Here is a 26221-nt window from a genome sequence, read left to right as displayed (position 1 = left end):
TGACGTCGCGAGGCGTGACGGCTGGCGATGCTGGGTGTGCGACGAGCCGGTCGACTCGGGCAGGCGGAGCAGGGGAGCCCGGCCGGGGGCCTGCTCCGGGACGGGCCCCGACACCTCCGCCGCAGGGATCGGCATCGTCACCGGCTTCCCGCAGGTGACCTGGACCAGCTCACCGTGGTGCCGCAACTCCAGCACGTCTCCCGGGTCACCGTGGCGCAGCGCGTACGTGGTCTGGTGCGGCCGGACGTCGACCCGCAGCCGCATCCCGCGCCACTGGAGGGAGAACTCCAGCCGCCCGAGCCGGCTCGACAGCCGCGGCGCGAAGGAGAGGTTGCCGTCGTGGTCGCGCAGCCCGCCGAACCCGCCCACCAGGGCGATCCACGCGCCGGCGAGCGAGGCCATGTGCACCCCGTCGCGGGTGTTCTCGTTGAGGTCGTGCAGGTCCATCAGCGCGGCCTCGCGCAGGTAGACGTGCGCCAGTTCGGGGTGGCCCACCTCGGCGGCCAGCACCGCCTGGGTACACGCCGACAGCGAGGAGTCCCGCACCGTACGCCGCTCGTAGTAGAGGAAGTTGCGCAGCTTCTGCTCCGGCGTGAACGCGTCGCCCCGCCAGTGCATGGCCAGGACCAGGTCCGCCTGCTTGACGACCTGCTTGCGGTAGAGGTCGAAGTACGGGTAGTGCAACAGCAGCGGGTACTTCTCCGGCGGCGTGTGCACGAAGTCCCACTCCTGGAGCCGGGTGAAGCCCTCCACCTGCTCGTGGACGTCGATCTCCTCGTCGTACGGGATGTGCATGGACGCCGCCGCGTCCCGCCAGGCTGCCGCCTCCTCGTCGGTCACGCCGAGGTGGAACGCCTCGTCCCGGTAGCGCATCACCGCGTCGGCCGCGCTGATCAGGTTCCGCTGCGCCATCAGGTTGGTGTAGATGTTGTCGTTCTTCACCGCCGTGTACTCGTCGGGGCCGGTGACCCCGTCGATGTGGAACTGGCCGTGCCGGTCGTGGTGACCCAGCGACCGCCACAGCCGGGCGGTCTCCACCAGCAACTCCAGCCCGATCTCGCGTTCCAGCTCGGTGTCCTGGGTGACCTGGACGTAGCGCCGCAGCGCGTCCGCGACGCCGGCCGCGATGTGGAAGGCGGCGGTGCCGGCCGGCCAGTACCCCGACGACTCCGGCCCCTCGATGGTGCGCCAGGGGAACGCCGCGCCCTCCAGGTTGAGCGTCCGGGCCCGCTCGCGCGCGGCGGCCAGGGTGCCGTGCCGCCAGTGCAGCGCGTCCCGCACGGCGGCCGGTTGGGTGTAGGTGAGCACCGGCAGGACGAACATCTCCGTGTCCCAGAACGCGTGCCCGTCGTACCCCGGACCGGTCAGGCCCTTCGCGGCGATGGGCCGACGCTCCGCCCGGGAGCCGGCCTGCAGGACGTGGAACATGCCGAACCGGACGGCCTGCTGGATCTCCGGGTCGCCCTCCACCACCACGTCGGCGGCGTCCCAGAACTCGTCGAGGTATTCGCGCTGCTCGCGGAGGAGCCCGTCCCAGCCGTCGATCCGCGCCCCCGTCAGGGCGGCCTCGACCTGGTCGCGCATCGCCGGCAACGACCGGCGGCTCGACCAGCCGTACGCGAGGTACTTGACCACGCGCAGCGTCTCGCCGGGCTGGAGCACGCACCCGATCGTGGTACGCACCCAGTCCTCGTACCCCTCGGACTGGCTGGTCGTGCGCCCCGGGGCGTACACCTCGTGCTCCATGGCGGCGGCCACCCGCAGCCCGGAGACCTTGGTCCGGTGGATCAGCAGCCCGCCGTCGGCGGTGGTGAGTTCCTCCTCGGCCTGCAACGGCGACTCCAGCACGGCCGCGACCCGCGGGTCCCCGCTCTGCGCGGGCAGCGCCTCGTTCGCCACGAGTTCCGACTGGAGGATCAGCCGCAGCGGGCCGTCCACCGCCTCGACCTCGTAGCTGATCGCGGCGACGGCGCGCTGGGTGAACGAGACGAGCCGGGTGCTGCGGACCTTGATCTCGCGGCCGGCCGGGGAGCGCCAGTGCAGTTCCCGGTGCAGGGTGCCGGCGCGCAGGTCGAGGACCCGTTCGTGGGCGAGGAGTTCGCCGTAGCGGACGTCGAGCGGCTCGTCGTCGACGAGCAGCCGGATCAGCTTGCCGTTGGTCACGTTGACGACGGTCTGGCCGGACTCGGGGAACCCGAAGCCGGCCTCGGCGTACGGCAGTGGGCGCAGCTCGTAGAAGGAGTTGAGGTACGTGCCGGGCAGGCCGTGGGGCTCCCCCTCGTCGAGGTTGCCGCGCAGCCCGACGTGCCCGTTCGAGAGGGCGAAGACCGACTCCGACTGGGCCAGGACGTCCATGTCCAGCCGTATCTCCCGGACGTGCCACGGCTCGACCGGATAGGCCCGTTCCCGGATCACGTGGTCTGCCCGGGGTCGAGCAGGTCGGCGAGGTCGGTGACCACGACGTCGGCGCCGTGGGCCAGCAGCTCGGCGGCCTGGCCGACCCGGTCCACCCCGATCACGTACCCGAACCCGCCGGCGCGGCCGGCGGCGACCCCGGCGAGGGCGTCCTCGAAGACGACGGCGTTGCGCGGGTCGACCCCGAGCAGTCTCGCGCCGGCCAGGAACGTGTCCGGCTCGGGCTTGCCGCGCAGCCCCTCGGCGCGGGCGACGAGCCCGTCCACGCGCGCCTCCAGCAGCGGTTCCAGCCCGGCGGCGGCGACCACCTCCCGGCCGTTCGCGCTGGCCGTGACGACCGCCCGGCGCAGTCCGGCGGCGCGCGCCGCCTCCAGGTACGCGACGGAGCCGGGGTAGACGTCCACGCCGTGGGTGCGCAGCCGCTCCAGCAGCAGCACGTTCTTGCTGTTGCCGACCCCGTTGACGGTGTCGGCGTCCGGCGGGTCGTCGGGCGACCCCTCGGGCAGCACGATGCCCCGGGAGGCGAGGAAGGTGCGCACCCCGTCGGCGCGCGGCCGGCCGTCGACGTAGCGGTTGTAGTCCGGCCCGGGGTCGAAGGGACGGAACTCCGCGCCGGTGGCGGCGGCGTGGCGGCGAAGGAAGGCGTCGAACGTCTCCGTCCACGCGGCGTTGTGTACCCGGGCGGTCTGCGTCAGCACACCGTCCAGATCGAAGAGACAGGCGGTCACGTGAGCAGGCAGGCCCAGCACGGTACGAATCTATCCAGACCTCCGCGCCCGTAAACCGCTTTCGGTCCGCTTGCCGCGCGGCTCAGTTCGGGCGCAGCGTCCAGACCACTGTCATCCCGCCGGTCGGCTTGCCCTCCTCGGTGGCGATCTCCACCTGGACCGGGAACTCCGGCCGGCGGCCGGACTCCAGCTCCGCGACCACCTCGGCGACCGGCCGGTCGAGGCGAGCGGTGGCCAGGACGGGGCCCATGGCGAGCTTCCGGTACGCGATCTCGGCCCGCACCGCCAGCGGCGTGGCCCGGTCGAGCAGCTGCCCGAACGCGGCCAGCACGACCGCGCCGGAGGCGGTCTCGCCGAGGGTGAACATGGCCCCGGCGTGCGGGCCGCCGACGTGGTTGTGGGTGGCCGGCGAGTCGGGCAGCCGGACGGTCACCCGTACCCCGCCCTCGGCCTCAGGGGCCACTTCGACGAATTCGATGCCGAGCGTACGGGCGAACGGCACAGCCTCCAGCATGCCGGCCGCCACCTGGCGCGAGTCGATGGTCATGACCCGACGTTACTAGCCGGTAACTTCGTCGGCAAGGGCCGCCCCCGTCAGCGCCAGCCCACGTCGATGCGGTCGCCGCGCTCGTCGAAGAAGTGCAGCGCGTCCATGCGTACGGAGACGGCCAGGGGGTGCCCGGCGGCGATCCCCGGGTACGGCGCGAGCCGGACCGCGAGCTCGGCGGGGCGCCGGTGGTGCCGGCCCGGGTCGTTGAGCACGCTGGTGCGGGTGGCGGCGACCGGGGCGGGCTCCTCCTCGGCGGCGCGCCCGGTCAGCCGCTGCATCACCTGCCCGAAGCGGCGCAGGCCACGCTGGCCGGTGGGTGCCTCCTCGGTCCGGGTGCCCATCTCGTCCACCACGATCGCGGTGGCCCCGATGTCGAGGAAGGCGAGCGACTCGTGCCCGTGGTGCTCCAGGTAGCGGATGCGGCCGTGCAACACGGCGCCCTGGGTGTCCGGCGCGACCGGGGTGAGCGCCTCGGCTCGCATCCCGACCACGATCCGCTCGCCGTGGTAGTGCGCGACCGCCCGGCTGCGGATGTCGTCCCACGGCAGGTGGAGCGCCTGGTCGCCGAGGGTGAGGGTGACGTAGCGGTCGAGGTGGACGTAGACCGAGGCCTCCAGCAGGTTCATCCGCGGGCTGCCGAGGAACGCGGCCACGTAGAGGGTGGCCGGGCGACCGTAGACCTGGGTGGGGGTGCCGACGTCCTGGAGCACGCCCTTGCGCATGATGGCGACCCGGTCGGCCATGGTCAGCGCCTCGGCCTGGTCGTGCGTGACGTAGATGGTGGTGACGCCCAGCTCGCGGGTCAGGCCGGAGATCTCGGCGCGCAGTTCGGCCCGGAGCCCGCTGTCGAGGTTCGACAGCGGCTCGTCCATCAGGAAGAGGCCCGGACGGCGCACGATCGCCCGGCCCATCGCGACCCGCTGGCGCTGCCCGCCGGAGAGCTGGCTGGGCTTGCGGCCGAGTACGTCGCCGATGCCGAGCGCGCTGGCCACGTCGGTGACCCGCTCACCGCGCGGCTCGGGCTCCAACCCGGCCAGCTTGAGCGGGAAGGCGATGTTGTCGCCGACGGTCATGTGCGGGTAGAGCGCGAAGTCCTGGAAGACCATGGCGATCTTCCGGTCGCGCGGCGGCAGGTCGTTGGCCAGCTCGCCGTCGAGCATCACCGCGCCCGACGTCGGTTCCTCCAGCCCGGCCACCATCCGCAGCACCGTGGACTTCCCGCAGCCCGACGGGCCGAGCAGCACCATGAACTCGCCGTCGTTGACGTCGAGATTGACGCTGTCGACGGCGAGGGTGCCGTCCCGGAACACCTTCGTGACATCCTTGAGTGCGACGGTTGTCACCGTGCCCTCCCCCCACCTCGTCGACCGAATCCCGAATGACTGTGACGAGGATCATGCGGTTCGCACATCGGGTAAACGTGCCATGTTCGGCTTGTGACGGCCCTGTGACGCCCACCCGGCGGGACGAGCCAGCGTCAGCGGGGTCCGCCTCCCGCCTGCGACGCCGGGGCCAGCGCGTCGGCTCCGCGCGCCGGCCGGTTGACGGTGGCCGGTTCGCCGAGGAAGACCCGGCGGACCACCCGCTCGGCGGCGTGGCCGTCGTCGAGCGCGCAGAACCGGGCCCGGAACCGCTGCCGGGCCGTACGCGCCGCCGCCGAGTCGACCCCGCCGGCGCGGAACAGGTCGAGCAGGTCGGCGAAGCTGGTGGCCACCGCGCCCGGCGGCTCCGCCGTCACGTCGAAGTAGACGCCCCGGGCCAGCCGGTACGCCTCCCAGTCGGGGGCGTAGACGACGATCGGCCGGTCGAGCACGGCGTAGTCGAACATCGCCGAGGAGTAGTCCGTGACCAGCACGTCCGCGACGAGGTAGAGGTCCTCCACGCGCGGATGGCCGCTGACGTCGCGTACCCGATCCCGGTCGGCGGGGCGCCGGGCGCGTAGCTCCCGGTCGTGGAAGTAGTGGCTGCGGATCAGCAGCCGACCGGCCGGGCCGAGCACGTCGAGCAGCCGCTCCGGGTCGAACGGCGGCCGGTAGCCGGGCAGGTGCTCCCGGTGCGTCGGGGCGTACAGGACGACCCGTTCGCCGGGCCCGAGGCCGAGTTCGGCACGCAGCCGGCGCACCTCCCCGGCGGTCGCGGTGACCAGCCGGTCGTTGCGCGGGTAGCCGACCTCCAACGTGGTGTACGCGGCCGGGTACGCGCGCTCCCACATCTGGGTGGAGAAGCTGTTCGCGCTGACGCTGTAGTCCCACCGGTCCACCCGGCGCAGCAGCCCGGCGAAGTCCATCCCGACCGCGCCGACCGGGTAGCGCTGCTGGTCCAGGCCCATCACCTTCACCGGCGTCCCGTGGTGGGTCTGCACGTGCACGGTGCCCGGCCGCTTGCGGACGTGGTCCGGGAAGTTGACGTTGTTGACCAGCCACCGCGCCCGGGCCAGCGCCCGGTAGTACGCGGGCGTCCCGGCGACCACGTACGCGACGCCCTCGGGCACGGTGTGCACGCGGTCCCGCCGGACGATCCACACCCCGCGCACCTGCGGCGCCAGCCGCCGGGCCGCCTCGAAGATCGCGGCCGGGTTGTCCGAGTACCCCCGGTACCAGTAGGCCGCGTAGACGGCCAGCGTCTCATCGACCGGCCGGCGCAGCTCGGCCCGGTAGTACTCCCGCAGCAGGGCGTCCCGGGCCAGCCGTGCCGCGCGCCGGGCCGGGGGCGCGACCCGCCGCGTGGCGCTCCGCGCGGTACGCCGGGCGGCGTCCCGCGCGCGGTAGGCGGTGCGCAGCGCGCTGAAGGTACGCCAGCGCCCGGCGGCCACCAGCCGGTGCTTGAGCCCTTCCGCGCCCGCCGGGGCCGGATAGCCGCCGGGGGGCAGCCAGCGCGCGTGGTCGGCGGTGATCTGGGCGAAGAAGGCCGGCCGCAGCTCGGGGTCGATCCGCTCCCCGTTGCCGAGCACGCTCAGGTAGTGCCAGATCATCCGCTCGAACAGCGCAGGGCGCAGGTCGTCGACCGCCGGCCCCCAGGCGTCCATCAGCCGGAACACCCGGTGCCACTGGTCGAAGACCTCGAAGTGCCGCTCGCCCCTGGTCCTGGTGATCGCCCCGGTGCGGCGCTGCCGGTAGTTGACGCAGACCCGGTCCAGCACGCCGATCCGCTCGGCGGCCATCAGCACGGGATAGCTGAACGAGACGTCCTCGTACCAGCCGGGGGCGAAGCGCAGCCCCTCCTCGATCAGGAACTGCCGGCGGACCAGCCGGTTCCAGGCGGTGTGCAGCAGCCGGAGCGTCTCGGGCCGGTCCCGCAGCCGGAAGGTCTCCTCGCCGGGCGGCTCCGGGAACACCTCCGCCATCGCGCTGCGGCTGGTGGCGTCGTTCCAGTGCGTCCGGACGTGGTCGACCAGGAGCACGTCGGGGCGGGTGGCGCGGAGGCGGGCGACCACTTCGGTGAGGCACTCGGGGGCGAGCCAGTCGTCGCCGTCGACGAACCAGACGTACTCGCCGGCGGCCCGGTCCAGCCCGATGTTGCGGGCCGGACCGAGCCCCACGTTCTCCGTCAGCCGGACGGCGCGCATCCGCGGGTCGCGGGCCGCGTACTCGGTGAGGATCTCGCCGCTGTCGTCGGGCGAGCAGTCGTCGACGCCGATCACCTCGATGTCGGTGACGGGCTGCCCGAGGATGGAGTCGAGGCATTCGCGCAGGTAGCCCTGCACCCGGTAGGCCGGCACGACGAAGCTGATCAGTGTCATCGGCCGGCCCCTGTCGTCAGCCCGGCGAGCGACCTCCCGCGCCGACCAGGCCCACCGACGCCCGCGCGGCGCGGGCGGGCAGGACGACCCAGGCGAGGGCGACACTCCCCACGAAAACCACGAGAAGGTACGTACCGAGTGTAGCCATCCCGATACCCGCAAAACCGACGATCGCCGCCAGGGCCAGCAGCACCGACCGGCCGTCCCAGCCCAGCGTGCCGCCGTGCAGGGGCGGGGCGGACTGCCGCTTCTCCAGCCGGGCGGTCAGGTCGTAGTGGTGCAGGGTCAGCACGAAGACGTACCCGAAGATCAGCCACGGCGGCACGTCGCCGACCACCCCGACCCCGATGGCGAACAGGAACTCGCCCGCCCGCAGCGCGGCCGGCACCAGCCAGTCCAGCGGCCCGGCGTGCGTCGCGCCCGCGCCGAGGCCGGCGACCAGCAGCACCAGCAGCGCGACCGGCACCGCCCACCACGGGACCTCCGCCCCGTCGCGGGTCAGCAGCGCCGCCACCAGCAGCGCCGCCGGGCCCAGCGCCGCGACGACCGCCAGCGCCAGCGGGCCCACCGGCCGGAGCGCCGGCAGGAGCCGGGCCAGCGGCCCGTCGTCGCGGTGCAGGGTGGCGTCGACCGTGTCTAGCACCGGCACCCGCATCCAGCGGGCCCGCAGCGTACGCAGCGCCCCGGTGTACGCGAAGGCCAGCACCCCCCAGGCCAACACCGCGTACAGGCTGACCAGCGGGCCGAACAGCGCCACGGTGATCGCGATCAGCGCCCACCGCTCCCCGATCGGGAAGACCACCGTGCGCTTCAGCCAGTACGACACGGAACCCGTGTCGGCCTGCACCCGGTTGGAGGCGGCGTTCAGCTTGTCGCCGATGCCGCCGCCGGCGGTGCCGACCGCCTTCGGTCGGCGCGCCGCCTCGTCGTGCAGCACGCCGTACCAGGTGTCCGTCATGTGCCGGACGGTCTGAAGGGTGATCGCGGCGATCGCCAGCGCCCAGCCGTACCGGAAGCCGGCCTGGGTGGCCCCGTAGCCGAGGCCGGCGTAGACCACGTACTCCTTCGCCCGGTCGGCCATCGTGTCCAGCCAGCCGCCCCAGGCGCTGAAGTGCCGGGTGTAGCGGGCGACCTGGCCGTCCACGCAGTCCAGCACGAAGCCGAGGTAGAGCAGCACCGCCCCGGCGACCAGCGCCAGCCGGCCGCCCGTACCGAAGAGCACGGCGGCGGCCACCGCGAAGGCCACCGAGATCATCGTGACGGCGGTCGGGCCGAGCCCGAGCTTCGCCGACGCCTTCGTCACGTACGGCGACCAGGTGCTGACGAAGAAGGTGGTGAAGAAGTCGTCCCGCTCCTTCACCGAGAGCTTCAGCTCGGCCCGGTCCTCGTCGACGGCGGCCACGGCCGCCTCCGCGGCAGCCAGCCCCGCCGGGTCGCCCACCCGGTGCGCCACGAGCAGGCGTACCCGCTGGGCGAAGGTCAGCACACCGAGCCCGGCGAGGCCGGCGAAGAGCCGGTCCACGGCGGGCCCGGCCGGCGGCGGCACGGCGGCCGACGGCGCGCCGACGGGCACCACCCCGGCGGCGGCCGCGCGCGCGGCGGCGGCGAGCGACGGCAGGTCGTCGACGCCGACCCGCAGCGCGCCACCGAACACGCCGGTGGCTTCGCCGTCCAGCGCCTGCGCCGGTCCGGCCCCGACCACCTGGCCACGTTCCTCGCGCACGGCCGTGTGGCCGTCGCCGGGCGGGTCGGTGAGCACCAACGCGACCGTCGGCCCGACGGGGCTGGTGGCCAGGTGCCGCAGTACGGCGGTGTGCGCGACCAGGTCGGCGCCGGTGACGAGCACCGGCTGCGTGGCCGCGTCGACGAGGTCGGCCAGCTCGTCCAGTCCGGCGGCGTGGCGCACCTCGTGCGCCCCGGCGCGGCGGAGCTGGTCGGCCAGCCGGTCGGCGAGGTGTTCGCCCGAGCGGGTCGGCAGGCTCGCGGCCGGTGCGTCGGCGGCGAGCACGATCGCGAGCGTCACCGCGGAACCGCGACGTGGTACGCGTGCAGCGCCTCGGCGATCGTGCCGTCGACGCCCACCCGGCCCCCGTCGAGGTACAACCCCCGACGGCAGAACCGGGTCAGGTCCTTTTCGTTGTGTGACACCAGCACCAGAGTGCGCCCCTCCCCGAGCAGACGGTCGATCGTCGCATAACACTTCTTGCGGAACTCCTCGTCCCCGACCGCGGTCACCTCGTCCATGAGCAGGATCGGGTGCGGCAGGTGCGAGATGATGGCGAAGCCGAGCCGGACCTTCATGCCGGACGAGTAGTGCCGCACCGACGTGTCGACGGCCCGCTCCACCTGCTCGCCCGCGAACGAGACGATGTCGTCGAAGTGCCGCCGCAGGTAGCCCGACGGGAGCCCGTGCAGGCCGCCGACCAGGTAGAGGTTCTCCCGCCCGGTCAGGTCGTTGGAGAACCCGGCGGAGAGCTCCAGCAGCGGCGCGACGTCCCCGCGCACCCGGATCCGGCCCTCGTCGGGGATGAGCACGCCGGCGATCAGCCGCAGCAGCGTGCTCTTGCCGGTGCCGTTGCGCCCGACCACGCCCACGGTCTCCCCGGCCCGGACCGAGAACGACACGTCCCGCAGCGGCCAGAACCGGCCGTCGTCGGCGCCGCGCCGCCCCCGGTGGATGAACAGCTCGCGCAGCCGCAACTGCCGCCGCCGGTTGCGGACGAACCGGATGCCGAGCCCCTCCGCCTCGATGATCGGATCGGCCATCCCTACAGTTCCTTGAGCACTGCGGGTTCGAGCCGGCGGAACGACCACCAGCCGGCGGCCAGCACCAGCAGGCTGACGCCGACGGAGGTGGCGAGCAGCCGGGCGTCCGGGAACTCGTCCGGGTACCAGACCGCGTGGTGCAGCTGGAAGATGCCGACCAGCGGGTTCAGCTCGTAGGCGACCTTCAGCCAGCCCGGCAGGTCGGCGTCGCGTACGAGGCTCAGCGGGTAGATGATCGGGGTGGCGTAGAAGAGCACCCGGACGACCAGCCGCATGAAGCGCTCGACGTCGCGCATCAGCACGTTGACCGCCGAGAGCAGCAGCGCCAGCCCGACCAGCAGGACGGCCTGCACCGCCACCGCGAGCGGCAGGGCCAGCAGCGACCAGCCCGGCTCGACCCGGCCGGACGCGGCGTACCCGACGGCGACGGCGAGCAGGATCGGCAGGCCGGCGGCGTACTCGGCGAAGCGGCCGGTGACCCGGCCGATCGGGAAGACCTGCCGCGGCACGTTCATCGTCGTGATCAGCCGGGCCTGGCCGGTCAGCGCGTTGGTCGCCTCGCTCAGCGCCGAGCTGGTCCACATCCACGCGAAGATCCCGGTGAGCAGGAACAGCGGGTACGAGTCGGCCGCGTCGCCGAGGTGGCGGTTGGTGTCCCGGGAGTAGAGCACCCCGAAGACGAACCAGTAGATGGCGCCCAGGCCGAGGGGCTCGATCAGCGACCAAAAATATCCGAGCACGGACTGTTGGTACTTCACGGCGAGGTCGCGCCGGACGAGGATGCGCAGCGAGGTGCGGTGCGACCACAACGCCGCGACGCCAGAGGTCACCGCCGCCTCCCGCCTCACCGGACGGACGACAGGCTAGCAGTCGATGAACGAACGCCCCCTCAGCACTCGATCACGTTGACGGCCAGTCCGCCGCGCGCCGTCTCCTTGTACTTCACCTTCATGTCCGCGCCGGTCTCGCGCATGGTCTTGATGACCTTGTCCAGCGAGACGTGGTGCACCCCGTCGCCGCGCAGCGCCAACCGGGCGGCCGTGATCGCCTTGATGCTAGCCACCGCGTTCCGCTCGATGCAGGGGATCTGCACCAGACCACCGACCGGGTCGCAGGTCAGGCCCAGGTTGTGCTCCATGCCGATCTCGGCGGCGTTCTCCACCTGCGCGGGGGTGCCGCCCAGCGCCTCGGCCAGCCCGGCGGCGGCCATCGAGCAGGCCGAGCCCACCTCGCCCTGACAGCCCACCTCGGCACCGGAAATCGAGGCATTCTCCTTGAACAGCACACCGATCGCGCCCGCCGCCAGCAGGAACCGCACCACCCCCTCCTCACAGGCGCCCGGGGAGAACCGGGTGTAGTAGTGCAACACCGCCGGAATGATGCCCGCCGCCCCGTTGGTCGGCGCGGTGACCACCCGGCCGCCGGCCGCGTTCTCCTCGTTGACAGCCAGAGCGAACAGCGTCACCCAGTCCATCGCCCGCAGCGGATCGGCGGGGTCGGACTCCGTCTCCAGGCTGCGGCGCAGCTCGGCCGCCCGACGGCGGACCTTCAGCCCCCCGGGCAGCACCCCGTCACGCGAGCAGCCCCGCTCCACGCACTCCCGCATCACCCGCCAGATCTCCAACAGGCCGGCGCGCACCTCACCCTCACCGCGCCAGGAAAGCTCGTTGGCCAGCATCACCTCGCTGATCGACAGCCCCGTCGACGCGGTCACACCGAGCAACTGCGCGCCGGTGAGGAACGGATGCCGCACCCGCGTGGCGTCGGGCTTGATCCGGTCCGCCCCGGCCGCCGCCTCGTCCACCACGAAACCGCCGCCGACCGAGTAAAACGTCCTGACCCGCAGCTCCGCACCCCGGTCGTCGTACGCGACGAAGGTCATCCCGTTCGGGTGGTACGGCAGCGACCGGCGCCGGTGCAGCACCAGGTCCCGGTCCGGGTCGAAGTCGATCTCGTGCGCGTCGAGCAGGCTCAGCCGGCGCTCGGCACGGATCCGGGCGACCCGCGCGTCGACCGTGTCGGTGTCGACCGTCTCCGGGGCCTCGCCGGCCAGCCCGAGCAGCACCGCCCGGTCGCTGCCGTGGCCGTGCCCGGTAGCACCCAGCGAGCCGAAGAGTTCCGCCCGCACCCGGACCGTGCCGGTCAGCAACCCGTCGGCCTTCAGGCCCGCGACGAAGGTACGAGCGGCCCGCATCGGCCCCACCGTGTGGGAACTGGACGGCCCGATGCCGACACTGAAGAGGTCGAAAACGCTGATCATGGCTGCACTTCCTCGCCGTCGTACCTCGTGGGTCTCCGGCACGGTCGTGGCCGGCCCGGTCGGGGCGGCCGTCCGGCACCCGGGGGTGTGGGTGCCCGACCGGCGAGCCTACCCGCCCAGCTCAGCCCCTGCCGCCAGCCGCGACCGGTCGGCACGTCCCGGCGGGTCCCGGGGGCGTCGCGGGGCCGGTTCCCGGGTAACCACCTACGGGTACGGGCACCGCCGATCCTCCTCCGGACCGAGGGCGCGGTGGCCACCCCTTCCTACCGTTGAGGGCAGAGGCGGCGAACGCCGCAGAGTGGGAGTACGACGATGAGTCGCAAACTGGTCCGCCCCCGTCAGGGGCGCATGATCGCCGGCGTCTGTGCCGGCCTGGCCCAGCGTTTCGGCAGGTCGGCCGGCTTCATCCGGCTGCTGTTCCTGCTGTCGCTGCTGCTGCCCGGCACCCAGGTGATCGTCTACCTGGTGCTCTGGGTCCTGATGCCGAACGAGGACCGCCACGCCGCCGCCCGCTACTGAGCCACCCGCCCCCGCCCGCGGCGGGGGTGAGCACGAGGCGCCCGTCCCGTCGACCGGGGCGGGCGCCGTCGCGTCGTGGGCCCGTCGTCAGGGGGCGGTGTAGGTGACCGTCACCTTCTCGTAGCCGAGGGAGCGCAGCAGCCCCTCCAGCATCTTGCGGGTGTTCTCCTCGGCCCGCTGGGTCAGGCCGCTGTCGCGGGCGGCGGTGGTGATCCGCTCCTCGGCGAGCTGGTAGACCTGCTGCTGGCGGTTGGGGTCGCCCTTCACCAGCTCGCCGACCCGGTTGAGCAGCCCGCGCTCCTCGGCGAAGACGTAGCTCTTCTCCAGGTCGAGGTTGGTCTTGCCGAGCTGCGGCGCCGGCAGCCTGATCTCCACCGACTTGCCGTCGGCCGACTCGACCACCGCGCCCTCGGAGATCTTGGCGAAGTCGACGTACGCCTCCACGCTGCCCGCCCCGACGAAGAGGGTGCGCTGGCTGAGCAGCCAGTCGGGCACGTTGCGCCGGTCGTTCTGGAGATCGACGACCACCTGGAAGTTGCCCTCGGCCGCGACGTAGCGGCTGAGATCCTGGATCGACTTGAGCAGCGGCGGCTGGCTGCGGTCGGTCTGTTCCTTGGCGAACGGGTTGCGGAAGTCCGGCAGCAGGCCGGTGGCCTGCACACCGAGCAGCACCACCACCGCCAGCGCCGCCGCGCCGAGCACCCAGAGCAGGCCGCGCGCGGCCCCGCCCGCCGGTGGCGGTGGCGCACCCGGATCCGGCTCGGTTGTGACAGCCGACCGCTCCTTGAGCGCCTCGCCGGTCGGATAACCGGGGAACTCCGTCGTGGGCTCGTTGATGTCACCGTCGCGGGCCATGGCCCTCACCGTCCTCGTCAGACACGTCGTCTGAGATGACGGTACGGCTCCCGTGCGACAGCCGCTCGTCGAAGGGCGCGTCGTCGCGTCGATCCGACAGAACCGCAGGTCAGTACGGGTCGGACGGCCGACGGGTCGCGCTCACTCGATCGGGCCGGAGAGGACGAGCACCCGGGCGTGGATCTGGTTGCGCTGCTGGAGCGCCGCCCGCAGGGCGCGGTGCAGCCCGTCCTCCAGGTAGAGCCCGCCGTTCCACTGCACGACGTGCGGGAAGAGGTCGCCGTAGAAGGTGGAGTCCTCGGCGAGGAGCTTGTCCAGCGCCAGCTCACGCTTGGTGGTGATCAACTGGTCCAGGCGCAGCGGCCTCGGCGGGATCTCCGCCCACTGCTTGAGCGTCAGGTTGTGCTCCGGGTAGGGACGCCCGTCCCGGACCGCTCTGAAGATCACGACGGCACGCTCCCCTCCCCCTCGCCGGGCCGACCCACGACACCGGGTCGGGTCGCGGCGCGGCACCGCGACCCGCAGCACCGATGACCGTGCCAGCGTAGCGGGCTGCACCACACGGCGGTCTGCTCCCCGATGTCAGTTTCACCACCCGCCGTCCGGTTCGCCACCGGACGAAACACCCGACGGCACATCCGGCGCCGGTCAGCTCCAGCGCCCCCGCCGGACCACCTCGCCCACCGGACGACGCCCCCGGCGCAGCGACGGTGACCGGTGGTCAGGCGCGCGATAACCCACCGTGACGGCGCCGACGGGCTCGTACTCCGCCGGCACCCCGAACGCCTCCCGGTAGGCGTCGAGGCGCTGCGCGGGGATGCCGAAGAAACAGGCCCCCAGCCCCTCGTCCACGGCGGTCAGCAGCATCAGCAGGGCGGCGAAGCCGGTGTCCACGTACCAGTAGGGCACCGGCCAGCGCTCGGCCGAGCGGTCCGCCCAGCCCTTGTCCGGTTCCGCGTAGCGCTCCAGGTAGGCCGACCGGTTCGCGTGCGGGACGACGATCAGCGGGGCCCGGCGCATCCCCGCCAGCCACCGCTCCCGGCCGCCGCCGCCCGGGGTGGTCGCCGCCCAGAACCGCTCCCGGTCCTCCGGCGCCTCCAGCACCAGGAAACCCCAGCCCTGGGCGAAGCCGGCCGACGGCGCGCGGACCGCGTGGTCGAGCAGCCGCTCCACCACGTCGGGCGGGACGGGACGGTCCGGGTCGTAGTTGCGCACCATCCGGCGTCGCCGGACCACCTCGCCGAACTCCATGCGCTCCCCCGCTCAGGCCCCGGGCCGTACGCCCCAGGTACCCCGCCAGGTCGCTCCCGGCTTCAGGGTGATCACGTCCCGGCCCGAACGGAACGCGTCCGGCGGGCAGGTCATCGGCTCCACCGCCACGGAACGGCGCCGCCGCTCGCCGGGCAGGGCGTCGCCGGTGAACACCTGCCACCAGCCGAACTCCCGGTCCGCCCAGATCCGTACGCCCGCCGCGCCGTCCGGGGCCGCCAGGCTGACCACCGAACCACCGTCGTCGTCGCGGATCACGTCGCCGAAGCAGAGGTCGAGCCGGGCGCCGCCGATCCGGCGGGGGCTGGTCCAGTCGTACTCGGTGCCGGCGACCGGGGTGCCCCCGATCGGCAGCAGCCGCCCGTCCACCTGCAACCGCGTGCGGGCCGGCAGCCGCATCGACAGGTCGTCCACCGCCACCCCGGGCACCCGCAGGTACGGGTGCACCGCGAAGCCGAACGGCGCGGGCTCGGCGCCGAGGTTCGTCGCCTCGTGCTCCGCGCGCAACCCGTCCGGGCCGACGCTCCACCGGGTACGCAGCCGCAGCGGCCACGGGTAGCCCGGCTGCGGCGGCAGGTCGTAGCCGACGGTCACCGCGTCGGACGACTGCTCCACCAGCCGCCACGGCACCCAGTTGACCAGCCCGTGGATGGCCACGCCCCGGTCCGGCTCGCTGAGGGTGAGCTGCAACGACCGCTCGCCGAAGGTGTAGCGCCCGTCGCGGATCCGGTTCGGCCAGGGGGCCAGCACCTGCCCCGCGCAGCCGGGACAGATCTCGTCGTCGGCGTACCCGTCGAGGTGGTCGGTCCCGTCGTGCCGGTATGTCCGGACCCCACCGCCCACCTCCACGATGACGGCCTCGTGGCCGGCGGCGGAAATGGTCCACTGCGCGCCCGAGGGCGGACGCTGGTCGGGGGTGTCCATGCGGGCGACCCTAACGGTTCCCGCCCCGCCGTCGCTCGCCCCGACCCGCCCCGTCACGCCTTGTCACCGCCGGGCGGGTCCGCCGCCCGGTAGCGCAGCAGCACCGGGAAGGCCACCGCGAGCAGCACCGCGAGGGCCGCCGAGAGCAGCCCGCCGCCGACCCAGGCGACGCCGCCGCCGAAACCGGCCGCCACCGCACCGGCCCGCAGGTCGCCCAGGCGCGGGCCGCCGGCGATGACCACCGTGTTGACGCCCATCAGCCGCCCGCGCATCCGGTCCGGCGCGTAGACCAGCAGCATCGACTGCCGCAGCACGGCGCTGACCAGGTCGGCCGCCCCGGCCACCGCGAGCAGCAGCACCATCAGCCAGAGCTGGCCGGCGAGGCCGGCCGCCGCGATCGCCAACCCCCAGCCGACCACCGCCAGCACCAGCACCAGCCCCTGCCGGCGCAGTCGCCCGATCCACCCGGAGGTCAGCCCGCCGAGCATCGCGCCCGCCGCGATCGCGCTGTAGAGCCAGCCGACGGCCGCGCCGCCGCCGAAGCGGGACTCGGCGATCTCGGGGAAGAGCGCCCGGGGCATGGCCAGCACCATGGCGATCAGGTCGATGACGAAGGAGAGCATCAGCACCGGGGTGGTGGCCAGATAGCGCAGGCCGTCGACGATGCTGGCCAGCCCGGCCCGCCGTGGGGCGGCGTCCGGGTCCGCGTCCGGGTCCGGCTCCGGCGGCATGGCCGGCAGCTTCACCGTCGCCCAGACGGCGACCGCGTAGAGCACCGCGTCGGCCGCGTAGGCGATCGGCAGGCCGAGGTCGGTGCCCCACCAGGCGAAGATCAGGCCGGCGGCCAGCGGGCCGAACACCGAGGCTGCCGTGTAGGTGGTGAAGTTCAGCGTGGTCGCCGCCGGCACCAGCTCCGCCGGCACCAGCCGGGGCAGGATCGCGTTGCGGGTGGGCGAGCTGATCGCGAAGGCGATCGACTGCACCGCCACCAGGACGAGCAGCAGCAGCGGGCTGCCGATCCCGAGCACCGCCTGCACCGCCAGGCCGAACGTGGCGGCCCAGAGCACCGCCGCCGTCGCCAGCAGCACCTTGCGCCGGTCGTGCGCGTCGGCCACCGCGCCGCCCCAGAGCCCGAAGACCAGCAGTGGTACGAACGCCGCGATCCCGATCAGGCCGACCCAGAGCGAGCTACCGGTCAGCGCGTACATCTCCACCGGGACGGCGACCGCGGTGAGCTGGATGCCGAACATCGCGATGCCGTTGCCGAGCCACATCCGCCGGTACGCCGGCACGGCCAGCGGGCGCACGTCGATCGCGAAGCGGCGCAGCCCGGTCGACCGCGCGTCCTTGAGCTGGGTCACGGCGCCAGCCGCTCGACGGTCCACTCCCCGGGCCCGGTGAGCCGGAACCGCAGCCGGTCGTGCAGCCGGCTGACCCGGCCCTGCCAGAACTCCACCGACTCCGGCCGCACCCGCAGGCCGCCCCAGTACGGCGGGGCGGGGATCGGCTCGACCTCGGCGAACCGCTCCGCCGCCGCCCGGTACGCCTCGTCCAGCACGGCCCGCCCGGGGATCACCCGGGACTGGGTGCTGGCCCAGGCGCCGAGCTGGGAGCCGCGCGGCCGGCTGGCGAAGTACGCCTCCGTCTCCGCCCGGTCGACCCGCTCGACCCGGCCGGCCACCACCACCTGCCGGTGCAGCGGGAACCAGGGGAAGACGAGGCTCACGTGCGGGTTGACGGCCGCCTCGGCGCCCTTGCGGGACCCGTAGTTGGTGAAGAAGACGAAGCCCTCCGGGTCGTACCCCTTCAGCAGCACGGTGCGCGCGCTCGGTCGGCCCTCGGCGTCGGCGGTGCCGACCACCATCGCGTTCGGTTCGGGCAGTCCGGCGGCGACCGCGTCGGCGAACCAGCGGGCGAACTGGCCGTGCCAGTCGGCAGCCAGGTCCGCCTCGGAAAGGCCCAGCTCCGGGGCGTACTCGTTACGCATACCCGCCGGCCGGACTGTGTCCCCCGTCACGTTCCCCCTCCTCCTCGTCGACCCGGCCCGCTGCCTGCGGCGCTGGCCAGCCCGCACCGCACAGTGTCGCCGACCCGGTCCGGGCCGCCCGGACCGGGGATGTCGTGTGCGGCACAGTCGCAGTGGGTCGCGAATCCGGTTACCCAGCAGGCAAGATGTCACGAACACATCCCTGAGGGTCGCCTAAGGCGCTCGCCCGGCTGGGCCGGGACCGGAGCCCCGGGCGGGCGCACCGAGCAGATCCAGGAGAGCGACATGGCCGATTTCAAACCCGGGCTGGAGGGCGTCGTAGCCTTCGAGACCGAGATCGCCGAACCCGACCGCGAGGGCGGCGCACTGCGCTATCGCGGCGTCGACATCGAGGATCTGATCGGCCAGGTCTCCTTCGGCAACGTGTGGGCGCTGCTGGTCGACGGGCGGTTCGGCCCGGGTCTGCCGCCGGCGGAGCCGTTCCCGGTGCCGGTGCACTCCGGTGACATCCGGGTGGACGTGCAGTCCGCGGTCGCGATGCTGGCCCCGTACTGGGGTCTCAACCAGCTGCTCGACATCTCCGACGAGCAGGCCCGCGAGGACCTCGCCCGGGTGTCGGTCACCGCGCTCTCCTTCGTCGCCCAGTCGGCGCGCGGCCTGGGCCTGCCGGCCGTGCCGCAGAAGGAGATCGACAAGGCGTCCACCATCGTCGAGCGCTTCATGAAGCGCTGGCGGGGCGAGCCGGACCCGCGGCACGTCAAGGCGGTCGACGCCTACTTCATCTCGGCCGCCGAGCACGGCCTGAACGCCTCCACCTTCACCGCCCGGATCGTCGCCTCCACCGGCGCGGACGCCGCGGCCTGCATCTCCTCCGGCATCGGCGCCCTCTCCGGCCCGCTGCACGGCGGCGCCCCCTCCCGTGTGCTCAGCATGCTGGAGGCGGTCGAGCGCAGCGGCGACGCCGAGGGCTACGTCAAGGGCGTCCTCGACCGGGGCGAGCGGCTGATGGGCTTCGGCCACCGCGTCTACCGGGCCGAGGACCCGCGCGCCCGGGTGCTCCGCCGCACCGCCAAGGAGCTGGGCGCGCCGCGCTTCGAGATCGCCGAGGCGCTGGAGAAGGCCGCCCTGGCCGAGCTCCAGGCCCGCCGGCCGGACCGGGTGCTCGCCACCAACGTCGAGTTCTGGTCGGCCGTGGTGCTGGACTTCGCCGAGGTGCCGGCGCACATGTTCACCTCCATGTTCACCTGCGCCCGGATGGGCGGCTGGAGCGCGCACATCCTGGAGCAGAAGAAGCTCCAGCGGCTGGTCCGCCCGTCGGCCCGCTACGTCGGCCCGGGCACCCGCAAGCCCAGCGACGTCGAGGGCTGGGACGCCATCCCGCACGGCGTCTGAGATGTGAGGAAGGGCCCCCTCCTGACGCCTGGCGTACAGGAAGGGGCCCTTCCTCGCATCCGGGTGCGGTCGGGTGCGACATCGGGGGCGGCGCGCTGGCACGGATTGTGGTGGACGCCTCAACGTCGCTGGTGGGATCAGCGGCCGGCGCGGCCGGCGCGGGTGGGAGGATGAGGGCCGGCAGTGTCGCCGGACCGGGCCCGGGTCCCGGCCACGTCGTGCGCCTGAGCGCGCGTCCGCCGTCGATCCGCGCCCGCCTGAACACCGGGCCCGCCCTCGCCCATGCGGAAGGATCTCGACAACCGTGGCTGACGCACCGACCATCCGGATTCCCGACGACCTCAAGCCCGCCGACGGGAGGTTCGGCTGCGGGCCGTCCAAGGTCCGTCCGGCGGCGGTCTCCGCCCTCGCCGAGGTGGCGACGAGCTACCTGGGCACCTCGCACCGGCAGAAGACCGTCCGCGACGAGGTGGCCCGGCTGCGCCGCGGCATCGCCGACTTCTTCTCCCTCCCCGAGGGCTACGAGGTGGTGCTGGGCAACGGCGGCACCACGGCCTTCTGGGAGGTCGCGACGTTCGGCCTGGTCCGCGACCGGGCGCAGTTCGCCAGCTTCGGCGAGTTCGGCGCCAAGTTCGCCAAGTCCGTCAAGGACGCCCCGTTCCTCGGCGAGCCCACCGTCCGCAAGTCGGAGGCCGGCACCGCGCCCACCCTGACCGCCGAGGCCGGGGTGGACGTCTACGCCACCCCGCACAACGAGACCTCGACGGGTGTCGCGGTGCCGATCAGCCGGGTGGCCGGCGCCGACCCCGGCTCGCTGCTGCTGGTCGACGCCACCTCGGGCGCCGGCGGCCTGGACGTCAACGTCGGCGAGACCGACGTCTACTACTTCGCCCCGCAGAAGTGCTTCGGCTCGGACGGCGGCCTGTGGCTGGCCCTGATGTCGCCGGCCGCGCTGGAGCGGGCCGGCGAGATCAAGGCGTCCGGCCGCTACATCCCGGCCTTCCTCGACCTGGTCACCGCGATCGACAACTCGCGGCTGGAGCAGACCTACAACACCCCGGCGCTGGCCACCATCTTCCTGGCCGCCGAGCAGACCGACTGGATGAACTCCCAGGGCGGGCTGGCCTGGGCGGCCAAGCGCACGGCCGAGAGCGCCGCGATCGTGTACGGCTGGGCGGAGCGCTCCGAGGTGGCGACGCCGTTCGTCACCGACCCGGCGCTGCGCTCCAACGTGGTCGCCACCATCGACTTCGCCGAGTCCGTCGACGCCACCGCGATCGCGAAGGCGCTGCGCGCCAACGGCATCGTGGACACGGAGCCGTACCGCAAGCTGGGCCGCAACCAGCTCCGCGTCGCGCTCTTCCCGGCCGTCGAGCCGGCCGACGTCGAGGCGCTGACCGCGTCGATCGACTACGTGGTCGAGCGACTCTGATCGCCGTCACGGTCGGTGGCCGCCGGACGCGTCGGCGGCCACCGACCGTGATCATCGTCGCAGCTCAGTCGCGACATGCGGGTGTCGCATCCCCCACCTGCGGACAGATGCGCGTACGGTGGTGCGAGGACGCCCGGGTGGCCGGCTCGTGGCGTGACGGCCAGCGAAGCGGGACGGAGGCTACGCCATGCGCCCAGTACGCTTCGTCGCCCTCTCCGAGGACGGCCAGGCCCTGGTGCTCGCCGACGAGGTCGGGCGACTGCTCGCCCTGCCCATCGACGAGCGGATCGCCGGCGCGTTGCACGCCGAGCCCGGCGCCCCGCCGCTCGCGGTGGCCCCGGCGGCGACCGCCGACCCGATCCCCTCACTCTCCCCACGGGACATCCAGGCCAAGATTCGCTCCGGCGAGTCCGCCGAGGACGTCGCCCGGATCGCCGGTGTGCCGGTCGACCGCGTGCTGCGCTACGCGGGCCCGGTGCTCCAGGAGCGGGCCATGCTCGCCCAGCACGCCCGCCGCACCCGGCTGAAGGGCGCGGAGAAGCCCACCCCGCTCGCCGAGGTGGTCAACGGCCGGCTGGCCCAGCACGGGATCGACACCGAGAAGATCTCCTGGGACGCGTGGCGCCGCGACGACGGCACCTGGCGGATCGTGGCGACCTGGCCCTCGGGCAAGGCGACCGCGCAGGCGATCTGGGATCTCGACAAGACCCGGCAGTCGGTCACCCCGCACGACGACATGGCGCAATACCTCTGCGCCGAGCGGCCCACCCCGATCCTCGGCCAGGAGCCGGCGCCGGAGCGGGGCGGCCACGCGCTGCCCGGCCCGTCGCGCGGCGAGCCGAGCCGGGGCGGGCACGGCCTGCCGGCGGCGGCGGAGCACAGCCGTCCCGGCCGCGACCCGATCCGGGCCGGGCGGGACGCCCTGCTCGCCTCGCTCGACCGCCCGCTCGGCTCGACCTCGGGTCGTGGGCTCGAACCCCGCACCCCGGCCGCCCTGGCCGGGCAGGACGCGCCACGCCAGCGGCCCGTCGGCGGCGGGGCGGCGGCGCTGCTCGGCGGTGGGCAGGGTTCCGCCTTCGACGACGACTCGGACGCGCCCAAGGAGGTGCCGGCCGTGCCGTCGCTGGCGGTGCTCCGGCCCCGTCGCACGGGCGCGCCGGCGGCAGCGGCGGGCGAGTCGACCGACGCCGGTGGCAAGCCGCGCAAGCGCCTGCCGAGCTGGGACGACGTGCTCTTCGGCAGCGGCCCGGCGGCGCGCGAGTCCTCGTGACCGCCTGACTCCGGCGACCACCCGGTCGCCGGAGTCAACGCGAGGCGCTCCAACTGCCGCCGTGGCAGGGTGGCCCTCATGGAGTACACGAACCTCGGCCGTACGGGCCTGTCGGTCAGCCGCCTCTGCCTCGGCACGATGAACTTCGGGCCGCAGACCACCGAGCCGGACAGCTTCGCGATCATGGACCGGGCCCTCGACCACGGCATCAACTTCTTCGACACCGCCGACGTCTACGGCTGGCAGACCGGCGAGGGGATCACCGAGCAGATCATCGGGCGCTGGTTCGCCCAGGGCGGCGGCCGGCGGGAGAAGGTCGTGCTGGCCACCAAGGTCTACGGCAAGATGGGCGAGTGGCCCAACCAGCAGGGCCTCTCCGCCCGGCACATCGTCCGGGCCTGTGAGGACTCGCTGCGCCGCCTCCAGACCGACACCATCGACCTCTACCAGATGCACCACGTCTCGCGGAGCACGCCGTGGGAGGAGATCTGGCAGGCCATGGAGACCCTGGTCGCCCAGGGCAAGGTCCTCTACGTCGGATCGTCCAACTTCGCCGGCTGGCACATCTCCGTGGCGCAGGAGGCGGCGGGAAAGCGCCACTTCCTCGGCCTGGTCTCGGAGCAGTGCATCTACAACCTCATGACCCGGTACGTCGAGCTGGAGGTGGTGCCCGCCGCGCAGCACCACGGGCTGGGCATCATCCCGTGGTCGCCGCTGCACGGCGGGCTGCTCGCCGGAGTGCTGCGGAAGATGGCCGAGGGCGGGGCCGCGCGGGGCGCCAGCGGCCGCTCCGCCGACGCGCTCGCCGAGCACCGGCCGACCATCGAGGCGTACGAGAAACTCTGCGGCGACCTCGGTCACGACCCGGCGGACGTGGCTCTCGGCTGGCTGCTGTCCCGGCCCGGGGTGACCGCCCCGATCATCGGACCGCGCACCACCGACCAGCTCGACCGTTCCCTGGGCGCCCTGACCGTCGACCTCGACGAGGACGCCCTCACCCGCCTGGACGAGCTCTTCCCGCCCGTGGGCAACGGCGGCCCCGGCCCCGAGGCCTGGGCCTGGTGACCGGGGAGCGTCAGAGGGGCCAGGCGGCCAGGCGGTCGTAGGTGGGGCGGGGGCCGGGGTGACTGCGCACGAGGACCATCTCGCCGGCCGGCCACTCCGGGCCCTCGTAGTCGTCGAGGGTGGCTACGTCGGCGGCCACGTCGGCCGGGGGCACCCGGTCGCCGGGGCGCGCGACGGTCAGGTGCGGGCGGAACGGCTTCTCGTCGTGCGGCAGGCGGGCGTGCCGCAGCCGGGAGCGGATCAGCCGGGCCAGCACCAGCACCGGCTCCACCTCGCCGCGCAGGTCGACCCAGAGCACGGTGAACCGGCCCCGCCCGAACCGCCCGCCGCCGGCCAGCCGGAGCCGGGGCGCGGCCTGACGGCCGTCGCGGGACCACTCGGCGGCGAGCCCGAGCGCGCTCTCCACGGCGACCAGCCGGTCCGCCTCGACGTCGCCGAGGAAGGCGAGGGTGACGTGCGCGTTGGCCGGGTCGGCGAGCCGGACGTTGGTCCCGGCGGCGGCCGCCGCGCCGATCCGCAGGTGGGCGACCTGCGCGCCGAGGTGCGCGACCGCCTCGGGCGGCGGGTAGAGCGCGACGAAGAGCCTCACGCGGCCCCGCCCTCAGCGGTGACGCTGCCAGTGACCGGCCCGGGCGGCCGGCAGGGTCAGCCCGGCGGCGTGCAGCAGGCCCTCCACCCGGACGCGTTCCAGCTCCAGGTCGACGCCCTCCAGCTCGGTCAGGTGCTCGGCCAGCCCGAGGGCCTGGCAGGCCAGCCGGAGCCGGTCGTCGTACGCCTGGAGGACCATGCCGTGCCAGACGGGCTGGCGGCCGTCGGAACCCACCCCCTGGCTGCGCAGGCGGCGCAGGTCGGCGGCGAGTTCCTCCAGCGGGCGCCGGTCGGGCCGGTCGAAGGCGGTGAGGTCGATGTCGCGGGTCAGCGCGTCGGCCTCGACGGCCCGGTCCAGCCGGGCGATGGTGCGCCGCTCCCGCCGGCGCTCACGCCACTCGGCGTACCCGCAGGCGACCCGGTCGATGATCTCGTCCGCGCAGAAGACCAGGGCGATCAGCGCCGGCAGGCTGGCCATGGCGACGATGGCCAGGATCAGCAGCAGCGCGCGTCCGAGCTCCACGTATCGACGCTAAGCCGCTTTCCCCCTTACCGCTACCGCTTTCGTGTCATCCGCGCCCTCGGCCGGGGAAGCGGTCGGCCCGCCCGGGCGACGGGCTCAGCAGTCGGCGGAGGTGACGTAGAAGCGCGGCATCGGCAGGATGCGGAAGCGCAGCCGGGCGCCGGAGCGGCGCAGCTGCCAGGTGAGCGCGATCAGGATGGTGGCCAGCGAGATCAGCCCACCGCTCCAGATGCTGGCGCCCGCGCCGTAGGTCTCGGCGACCCAGCCGATGAGCGGCGCACCGACCGGGTTGGTGCCGAGGAAGACCAGCACCCAGAGGGCCATCACCCGGCCGCGGAAGGCGGCGTCCGTGCCGAGCTGGACCCGCTGGTTGGCCGCCTGGGCGAAGTACACCATGAAGAACCCGGTCGGCAGCAGCAGCGTCACCACCATCCAGTACGCCGGGGCGAGCCCCACCAGCGTGCCGAAGCTGGCACAGCCGACCCCCGCGCCGAGCACCAGCCAGACCGACGGGCGGCTGCGCCGCCCCGTGCCGGCGAGCGCCCCGACCAGCGCGCCGACGGCCAGGGCGGTGCTGAACAGCCCGAACGAGGCGGCGCCGGTCTGAAACACGGTCTTGGCGAGCGCGGCGAGGGTGAGCTGGAAGTTGAACAGCGACATGCCGATCACCGACATCACCGCCATGGGCAGCAGCAGGTCGGGCCGCCGCCAGACGTAGCGCAGGCCGTCGACGACCTTGGCCGACGCCCGCTCGTCGCGCGGCGGCAGGGCCTCCCGGTGCAGCTCGGCGGGGCGCATCCGGATCACGGTGACCAGCGGGGCGATCGAGCTGAGCGCGGTGAACAGGAAGACCGGCCCGACGTCGAAGGCGGCGATGGCCAGGCCGGCGACGGCCGGCCCGACGATCCGGGCGGAGTTGAACACGGCCGCGTTGAGCGAGAGCGCGTTCGGCAGCAGCGACGTGCCGACCAGCTCGGAGACGAACGCCTGCCGGACGGGGGTCTCCACGGCGTTGGCGACGCCGAGCAGGGCCGCGAACGCGAAGACGTGCCAGAGCTGCACGAGGCCGGTGATCACCAGCAGGGCCATGGCGAGGGCCAGGACGGTCCAGAACGCGTTCGCGACGAAGAGCAGCATCCGCTTGTCGTAGCGGTCGGCGAGCCGCCCGGAGAGCAGGGTGAGCAGCAGCACCGGGGTGAACTGGAGCGCGGTCACCACGCCGAGCGCGGTGGCGGAGTTGTCGGAGAGCTCGAGGACCAGCCAGTCCTGGGCGATGAACATCATCCAGACGCCGATCAGCTTGATCAGTTGCCCGGATGCGAAGAGCCGGTAGTTGCGGACCTGTAGGGACTGGAACATCGTGCTCAGCTTCGCCTGCACTCTTGGTGCGCCTCCTCGCGGTCGTACGCGTCATCGACGGCGGACGGCGCGGTGGCACGAGGCGCGGGTCAGGCGCGGGCGAGCTGCTGAAGGATCTCGGCAGCCTGCCGCAGGGTTTCCCGCTCGGCTTCGGTCAGCTCGGCCAGCCGGCGGGCCAGCCACTCGTCGCGGACCCGCTCGAACTGGTCGAGCACGGCCCGTCCCCCCTCGGTCGCCGCCAGGATGACCTGTCGGCCGTCGGTCGGATGGGGGGTGCGCTGCACGAGGCCACGCTCCTCCAACTTCGCGACGATCTTGGTCATCGTGGGCGGCTGCACCCGTTCCACGTCGGCCAGTTCCCGAGGCGTCAGCGCACCCGCCAGCCGGAGGCTGGTGAGCGCGGAGAGCTGGGTGACCGTGAGGTCGCCGACCGGCCGGGCCTGGCGGACCCGTCGGTTCAGCCGGGTGATCGCATCACGCAGCTGCGGTGCCAGCTGCGCCGGTGGCACGCGGTTCGCCGTCACCGTCCGCTCCGTCACGATAGTTAGCCTAACTAATTAGCCAGGCGAATGACCACTGA

24 protein-coding genes are annotated in these 26221 nt (G+C 73.5%); 5 read left to right on the top strand and 19 right to left on the bottom strand.

The window, feature by feature from the left end:
* The 9 genes from AB0B83_RS03690 to AB0B83_RS03650 all read right to left on the bottom strand — a co-directional run.
* On the bottom strand, window positions 1-2415 hold a 2415-nt coding region (locus AB0B83_RS03690; RefSeq protein WP_357576814.1), incomplete at its 3' end, for a glycoside hydrolase family 65 protein.
* The gene (locus tag AB0B83_RS03685; protein ID WP_357576813.1) at window positions 2412-3164 is read right to left on the bottom strand and encodes a beta-phosphoglucomutase family hydrolase; all 753 of its coding nucleotides are present in this window, start codon (window positions 3162-3164) and stop codon (window positions 2412-2414) included. The genes AB0B83_RS03685 and AB0B83_RS03690, both read right to left, overlap by 4 nt.
* Window positions 3165-3225: 61 nt before the next feature.
* On the bottom strand, window positions 3226-3690 hold the full coding sequence (locus tag AB0B83_RS03680) for a DUF4442 domain-containing protein (protein WP_311410536.1): 465 nt from the start codon (window positions 3688-3690) through the stop codon (window positions 3226-3228).
* A gap of 47 nt (window positions 3691-3737) precedes the next feature.
* Window positions 3738-5036 carry an ABC transporter ATP-binding protein gene (locus AB0B83_RS03675; RefSeq protein ID WP_357576812.1) on the bottom strand — a complete coding sequence of 433 codons (1299 nt, stop codon included), beginning with the start codon at window positions 5034-5036 and terminating at the stop codon, window positions 3738-3740.
* 134 nt (window positions 5037-5170) lie between these two features.
* On the bottom strand, window positions 5171-7432 hold the full coding sequence (locus tag AB0B83_RS03670) for a bifunctional glycosyltransferase family 2 protein/CDP-glycerol:glycerophosphate glycerophosphotransferase (protein WP_357576811.1): 2262 nt from the start codon (window positions 7430-7432) through the stop codon (window positions 5171-5173).
* Window positions 7433-7448: 16 nt separating this feature from the next.
* Complete coding sequence (locus tag AB0B83_RS03665) at window positions 7449-9410, bottom strand: DUF5941 domain-containing protein (RefSeq protein ID WP_357576830.1); 1962 nt, start codon at window positions 9408-9410, stop codon at window positions 7449-7451.
* Window positions 9411-9451: 41 nt separating this feature from the next.
* A complete protein-coding gene (locus tag AB0B83_RS03660; RefSeq protein ID WP_357576810.1) occupies window positions 9452-10198 on the bottom strand; it encodes an ABC transporter ATP-binding protein in 747 nt (248 codons plus the stop codon).
* 2 nt (window positions 10199-10200) lie between these two features.
* Window positions 10201-11028, bottom strand: a complete 828-nt coding sequence (locus tag AB0B83_RS03655; RefSeq protein WP_357576809.1) for an ABC transporter permease — start codon at window positions 11026-11028, stop codon at window positions 10201-10203.
* A gap of 59 nt (window positions 11029-11087) precedes the next feature.
* Complete coding sequence (locus tag AB0B83_RS03650; protein WP_357576808.1) at window positions 11088-12458, bottom strand: L-serine ammonia-lyase; 1371 nt, start codon at window positions 12456-12458, stop codon at window positions 11088-11090.
* A 312-nt stretch (window positions 12459-12770) separates the two neighbouring features.
* On the opposite strand from AB0B83_RS03650, the gene AB0B83_RS03645 reads away from it, so the two are divergent.
* On the top strand, window positions 12771-12977 hold the full coding sequence (locus AB0B83_RS03645; protein ID WP_091623842.1) for a PspC domain-containing protein: 207 nt from the start codon (window positions 12771-12773) through the stop codon (window positions 12975-12977).
* Between the two features lie 87 nt (window positions 12978-13064).
* Here AB0B83_RS03645 and AB0B83_RS03640 read toward each other — a convergent pair whose 3' ends face one another.
* From AB0B83_RS03640 to pdxH, 6 genes are all read right to left on the bottom strand, one after another.
* Window positions 13065-13832, bottom strand: coding sequence for a DUF4230 domain-containing protein (locus tag AB0B83_RS03640; RefSeq protein WP_357576807.1), 768 nt, complete (start codon window positions 13830-13832; stop codon window positions 13065-13067).
* A 141-nt stretch (window positions 13833-13973) separates the two neighbouring features.
* Window positions 13974-14279 carry a type II toxin-antitoxin system VapB family antitoxin gene (locus AB0B83_RS03635; RefSeq protein ID WP_089002310.1) on the bottom strand — a complete coding sequence of 102 codons (306 nt, stop codon included), beginning with the start codon at window positions 14277-14279 and terminating at the stop codon, window positions 13974-13976.
* Window positions 14280-14480: 201 nt separating this feature from the next.
* Complete coding sequence (locus AB0B83_RS03630; RefSeq protein ID WP_357576806.1) at window positions 14481-15083, bottom strand: nitroreductase family protein; 603 nt, start codon at window positions 15081-15083, stop codon at window positions 14481-14483.
* Between the two features lie 12 nt (window positions 15084-15095).
* Window positions 15096-16025 (bottom strand): aldose 1-epimerase family protein, encoded by a 930-nt coding sequence (locus tag AB0B83_RS03625; protein ID WP_357576805.1) that lies wholly within the window; start codon window positions 16023-16025, stop codon window positions 15096-15098.
* Between the two features lie 53 nt (window positions 16026-16078).
* Window positions 16079-17386 carry an MFS transporter gene (locus tag AB0B83_RS03620; protein WP_357576804.1) on the bottom strand — a complete coding sequence of 436 codons (1308 nt, stop codon included), beginning with the start codon at window positions 17384-17386 and terminating at the stop codon, window positions 16079-16081.
* Window positions 17383-18012 (bottom strand): pyridoxamine 5'-phosphate oxidase, encoded by a 630-nt coding sequence (pdxH, locus tag AB0B83_RS03615; RefSeq protein WP_357576829.1) that lies wholly within the window; start codon window positions 18010-18012, stop codon window positions 17383-17385. Before pdxH ends, AB0B83_RS03620 begins: the two co-directional genes overlap by 4 nt.
* Before the next feature lie 285 nt (window positions 18013-18297).
* Between pdxH and AB0B83_RS03610 the strand changes: the two genes are divergently transcribed.
* The 4 genes from AB0B83_RS03610 (at window position 18298) to AB0B83_RS03595 (ending at window position 23171) form a co-directional block, all read left to right on the top strand.
* Window positions 18298-19404, top strand: a complete 1107-nt coding sequence (locus AB0B83_RS03610) for a citrate synthase 2 (RefSeq protein WP_089002315.1) — start codon at window positions 18298-18300, stop codon at window positions 19402-19404.
* Between the two features lie 304 nt (window positions 19405-19708).
* Window positions 19709-20836, top strand: a complete 1128-nt coding sequence (gene serC, locus AB0B83_RS03605) for a phosphoserine transaminase (protein WP_151454143.1) — start codon at window positions 19709-19711, stop codon at window positions 20834-20836.
* A gap of 187 nt (window positions 20837-21023) precedes the next feature.
* Window positions 21024-22106, top strand: coding sequence for a septation protein SepH (sepH, locus tag AB0B83_RS03600; RefSeq protein ID WP_357576803.1), 1083 nt, complete (start codon window positions 21024-21026; stop codon window positions 22104-22106).
* Between the two features lie 78 nt (window positions 22107-22184).
* Window positions 22185-23171: an aldo/keto reductase gene (locus tag AB0B83_RS03595; protein WP_357576802.1), complete on the top strand. Its 987-nt coding sequence runs from the start codon at window positions 22185-22187 to the stop codon at window positions 23169-23171.
* Between the two features lie 10 nt (window positions 23172-23181).
* Here AB0B83_RS03595 and thpR read toward each other — a convergent pair whose 3' ends face one another.
* The 4 genes from thpR to AB0B83_RS03575 all read right to left on the bottom strand — a co-directional run bounded on the left by thpR (window position 23182) and on the right by AB0B83_RS03575 (window position 26180).
* Window positions 23182-23760, bottom strand: a complete 579-nt coding sequence (gene thpR / locus AB0B83_RS03590; protein ID WP_357576801.1) for an RNA 2',3'-cyclic phosphodiesterase — start codon at window positions 23758-23760, stop codon at window positions 23182-23184.
* Window positions 23761-23772: 12 nt separating this feature from the next.
* Window positions 23773-24282: a hypothetical protein gene (locus AB0B83_RS03585; RefSeq protein WP_357576800.1), complete on the bottom strand. Its 510-nt coding sequence runs from the start codon at window positions 24280-24282 to the stop codon at window positions 23773-23775.
* Between the two features lie 96 nt (window positions 24283-24378).
* On the bottom strand, window positions 24379-25662 hold the full coding sequence (locus tag AB0B83_RS03580) for an MFS transporter (RefSeq protein ID WP_311410522.1): 1284 nt from the start codon (window positions 25660-25662) through the stop codon (window positions 24379-24381).
* Between the two features lie 68 nt (window positions 25663-25730).
* A complete protein-coding gene (locus AB0B83_RS03575; RefSeq protein ID WP_357576799.1) occupies window positions 25731-26180 on the bottom strand; it encodes a MarR family transcriptional regulator in 450 nt (149 codons plus the stop codon).
* Window positions 26181-26221: the final 41 nt, after the last annotated feature.

This window comes from Micromonospora sp. NPDC049060, assembly GCF_040649055.1.
Taxonomy (GTDB): Bacteria; Actinomycetota; Actinomycetes; order Mycobacteriales; family Micromonosporaceae; genus Micromonospora; species Micromonospora reichwaldensis.
The sequence above is the reverse complement of the archived record's forward strand: the minus strand, read 5'-3'. Positions and strand labels throughout refer to the sequence as shown.

Excerpts from the sequence above, each read along its gene's own strand:
- AB0B83_RS03645 (WP_091623842.1), top strand. The coding sequence starts at position 12,771 with ATGAGTCGCAAACTGGTCCGCCCCCGTCAGGGGCGCATGATCGCCGGC.
- AB0B83_RS03625 (WP_357576805.1), bottom strand. The coding sequence starts at position 16,025 with ATGGACACCCCCGACCAGCGTCCGCCCTCGGGCGCGCAGTGGACCATT.
- AB0B83_RS03595 (WP_357576802.1), top strand. The coding sequence starts at position 22,185 with ATGGAGTACACGAACCTCGGCCGTACGGGCCTGTCGGTCAGCCGCCTC.
- AB0B83_RS03650 (WP_357576808.1), bottom strand. The coding sequence starts at position 12,458 with ATGATCAGCGTTTTCGACCTCTTCAGTGTCGGCATCGGGCCGTCCAGT.
- AB0B83_RS03630 (WP_357576806.1), bottom strand. The coding sequence starts at position 15,083 with ATGGAGTTCGGCGAGGTGGTCCGGCGACGCCGGATGGTGCGCAACTAC.
- AB0B83_RS03610 (WP_089002315.1), top strand. The coding sequence starts at position 18,298 with ATGGCCGATTTCAAACCCGGGCTGGAGGGCGTCGTAGCCTTCGAGACC.
- sepH (WP_357576803.1), top strand. The coding sequence starts at position 21,024 with ATGCGCCCAGTACGCTTCGTCGCCCTCTCCGAGGACGGCCAGGCCCTG.
- AB0B83_RS03680 (WP_311410536.1), bottom strand. The coding sequence starts at position 3,690 with ATGACCATCGACTCGCGCCAGGTGGCGGCCGGCATGCTGGAGGCTGTG.
- AB0B83_RS03640 (WP_357576807.1), bottom strand. The coding sequence starts at position 13,832 with ATGGCCCGCGACGGTGACATCAACGAGCCCACGACGGAGTTCCCCGGT.
- pdxH (WP_357576829.1), bottom strand. The coding sequence starts at position 18,012 with ATGCGTAACGAGTACGCCCCGGAGCTGGGCCTTTCCGAGGCGGACCTG.
- AB0B83_RS03660 (WP_357576810.1), bottom strand. The coding sequence starts at position 10,198 with ATGGCCGATCCGATCATCGAGGCGGAGGGGCTCGGCATCCGGTTCGTC.
- AB0B83_RS03670 (WP_357576811.1), bottom strand. The coding sequence starts at position 7,432 with ATGACACTGATCAGCTTCGTCGTGCCGGCCTACCGGGTGCAGGGCTAC.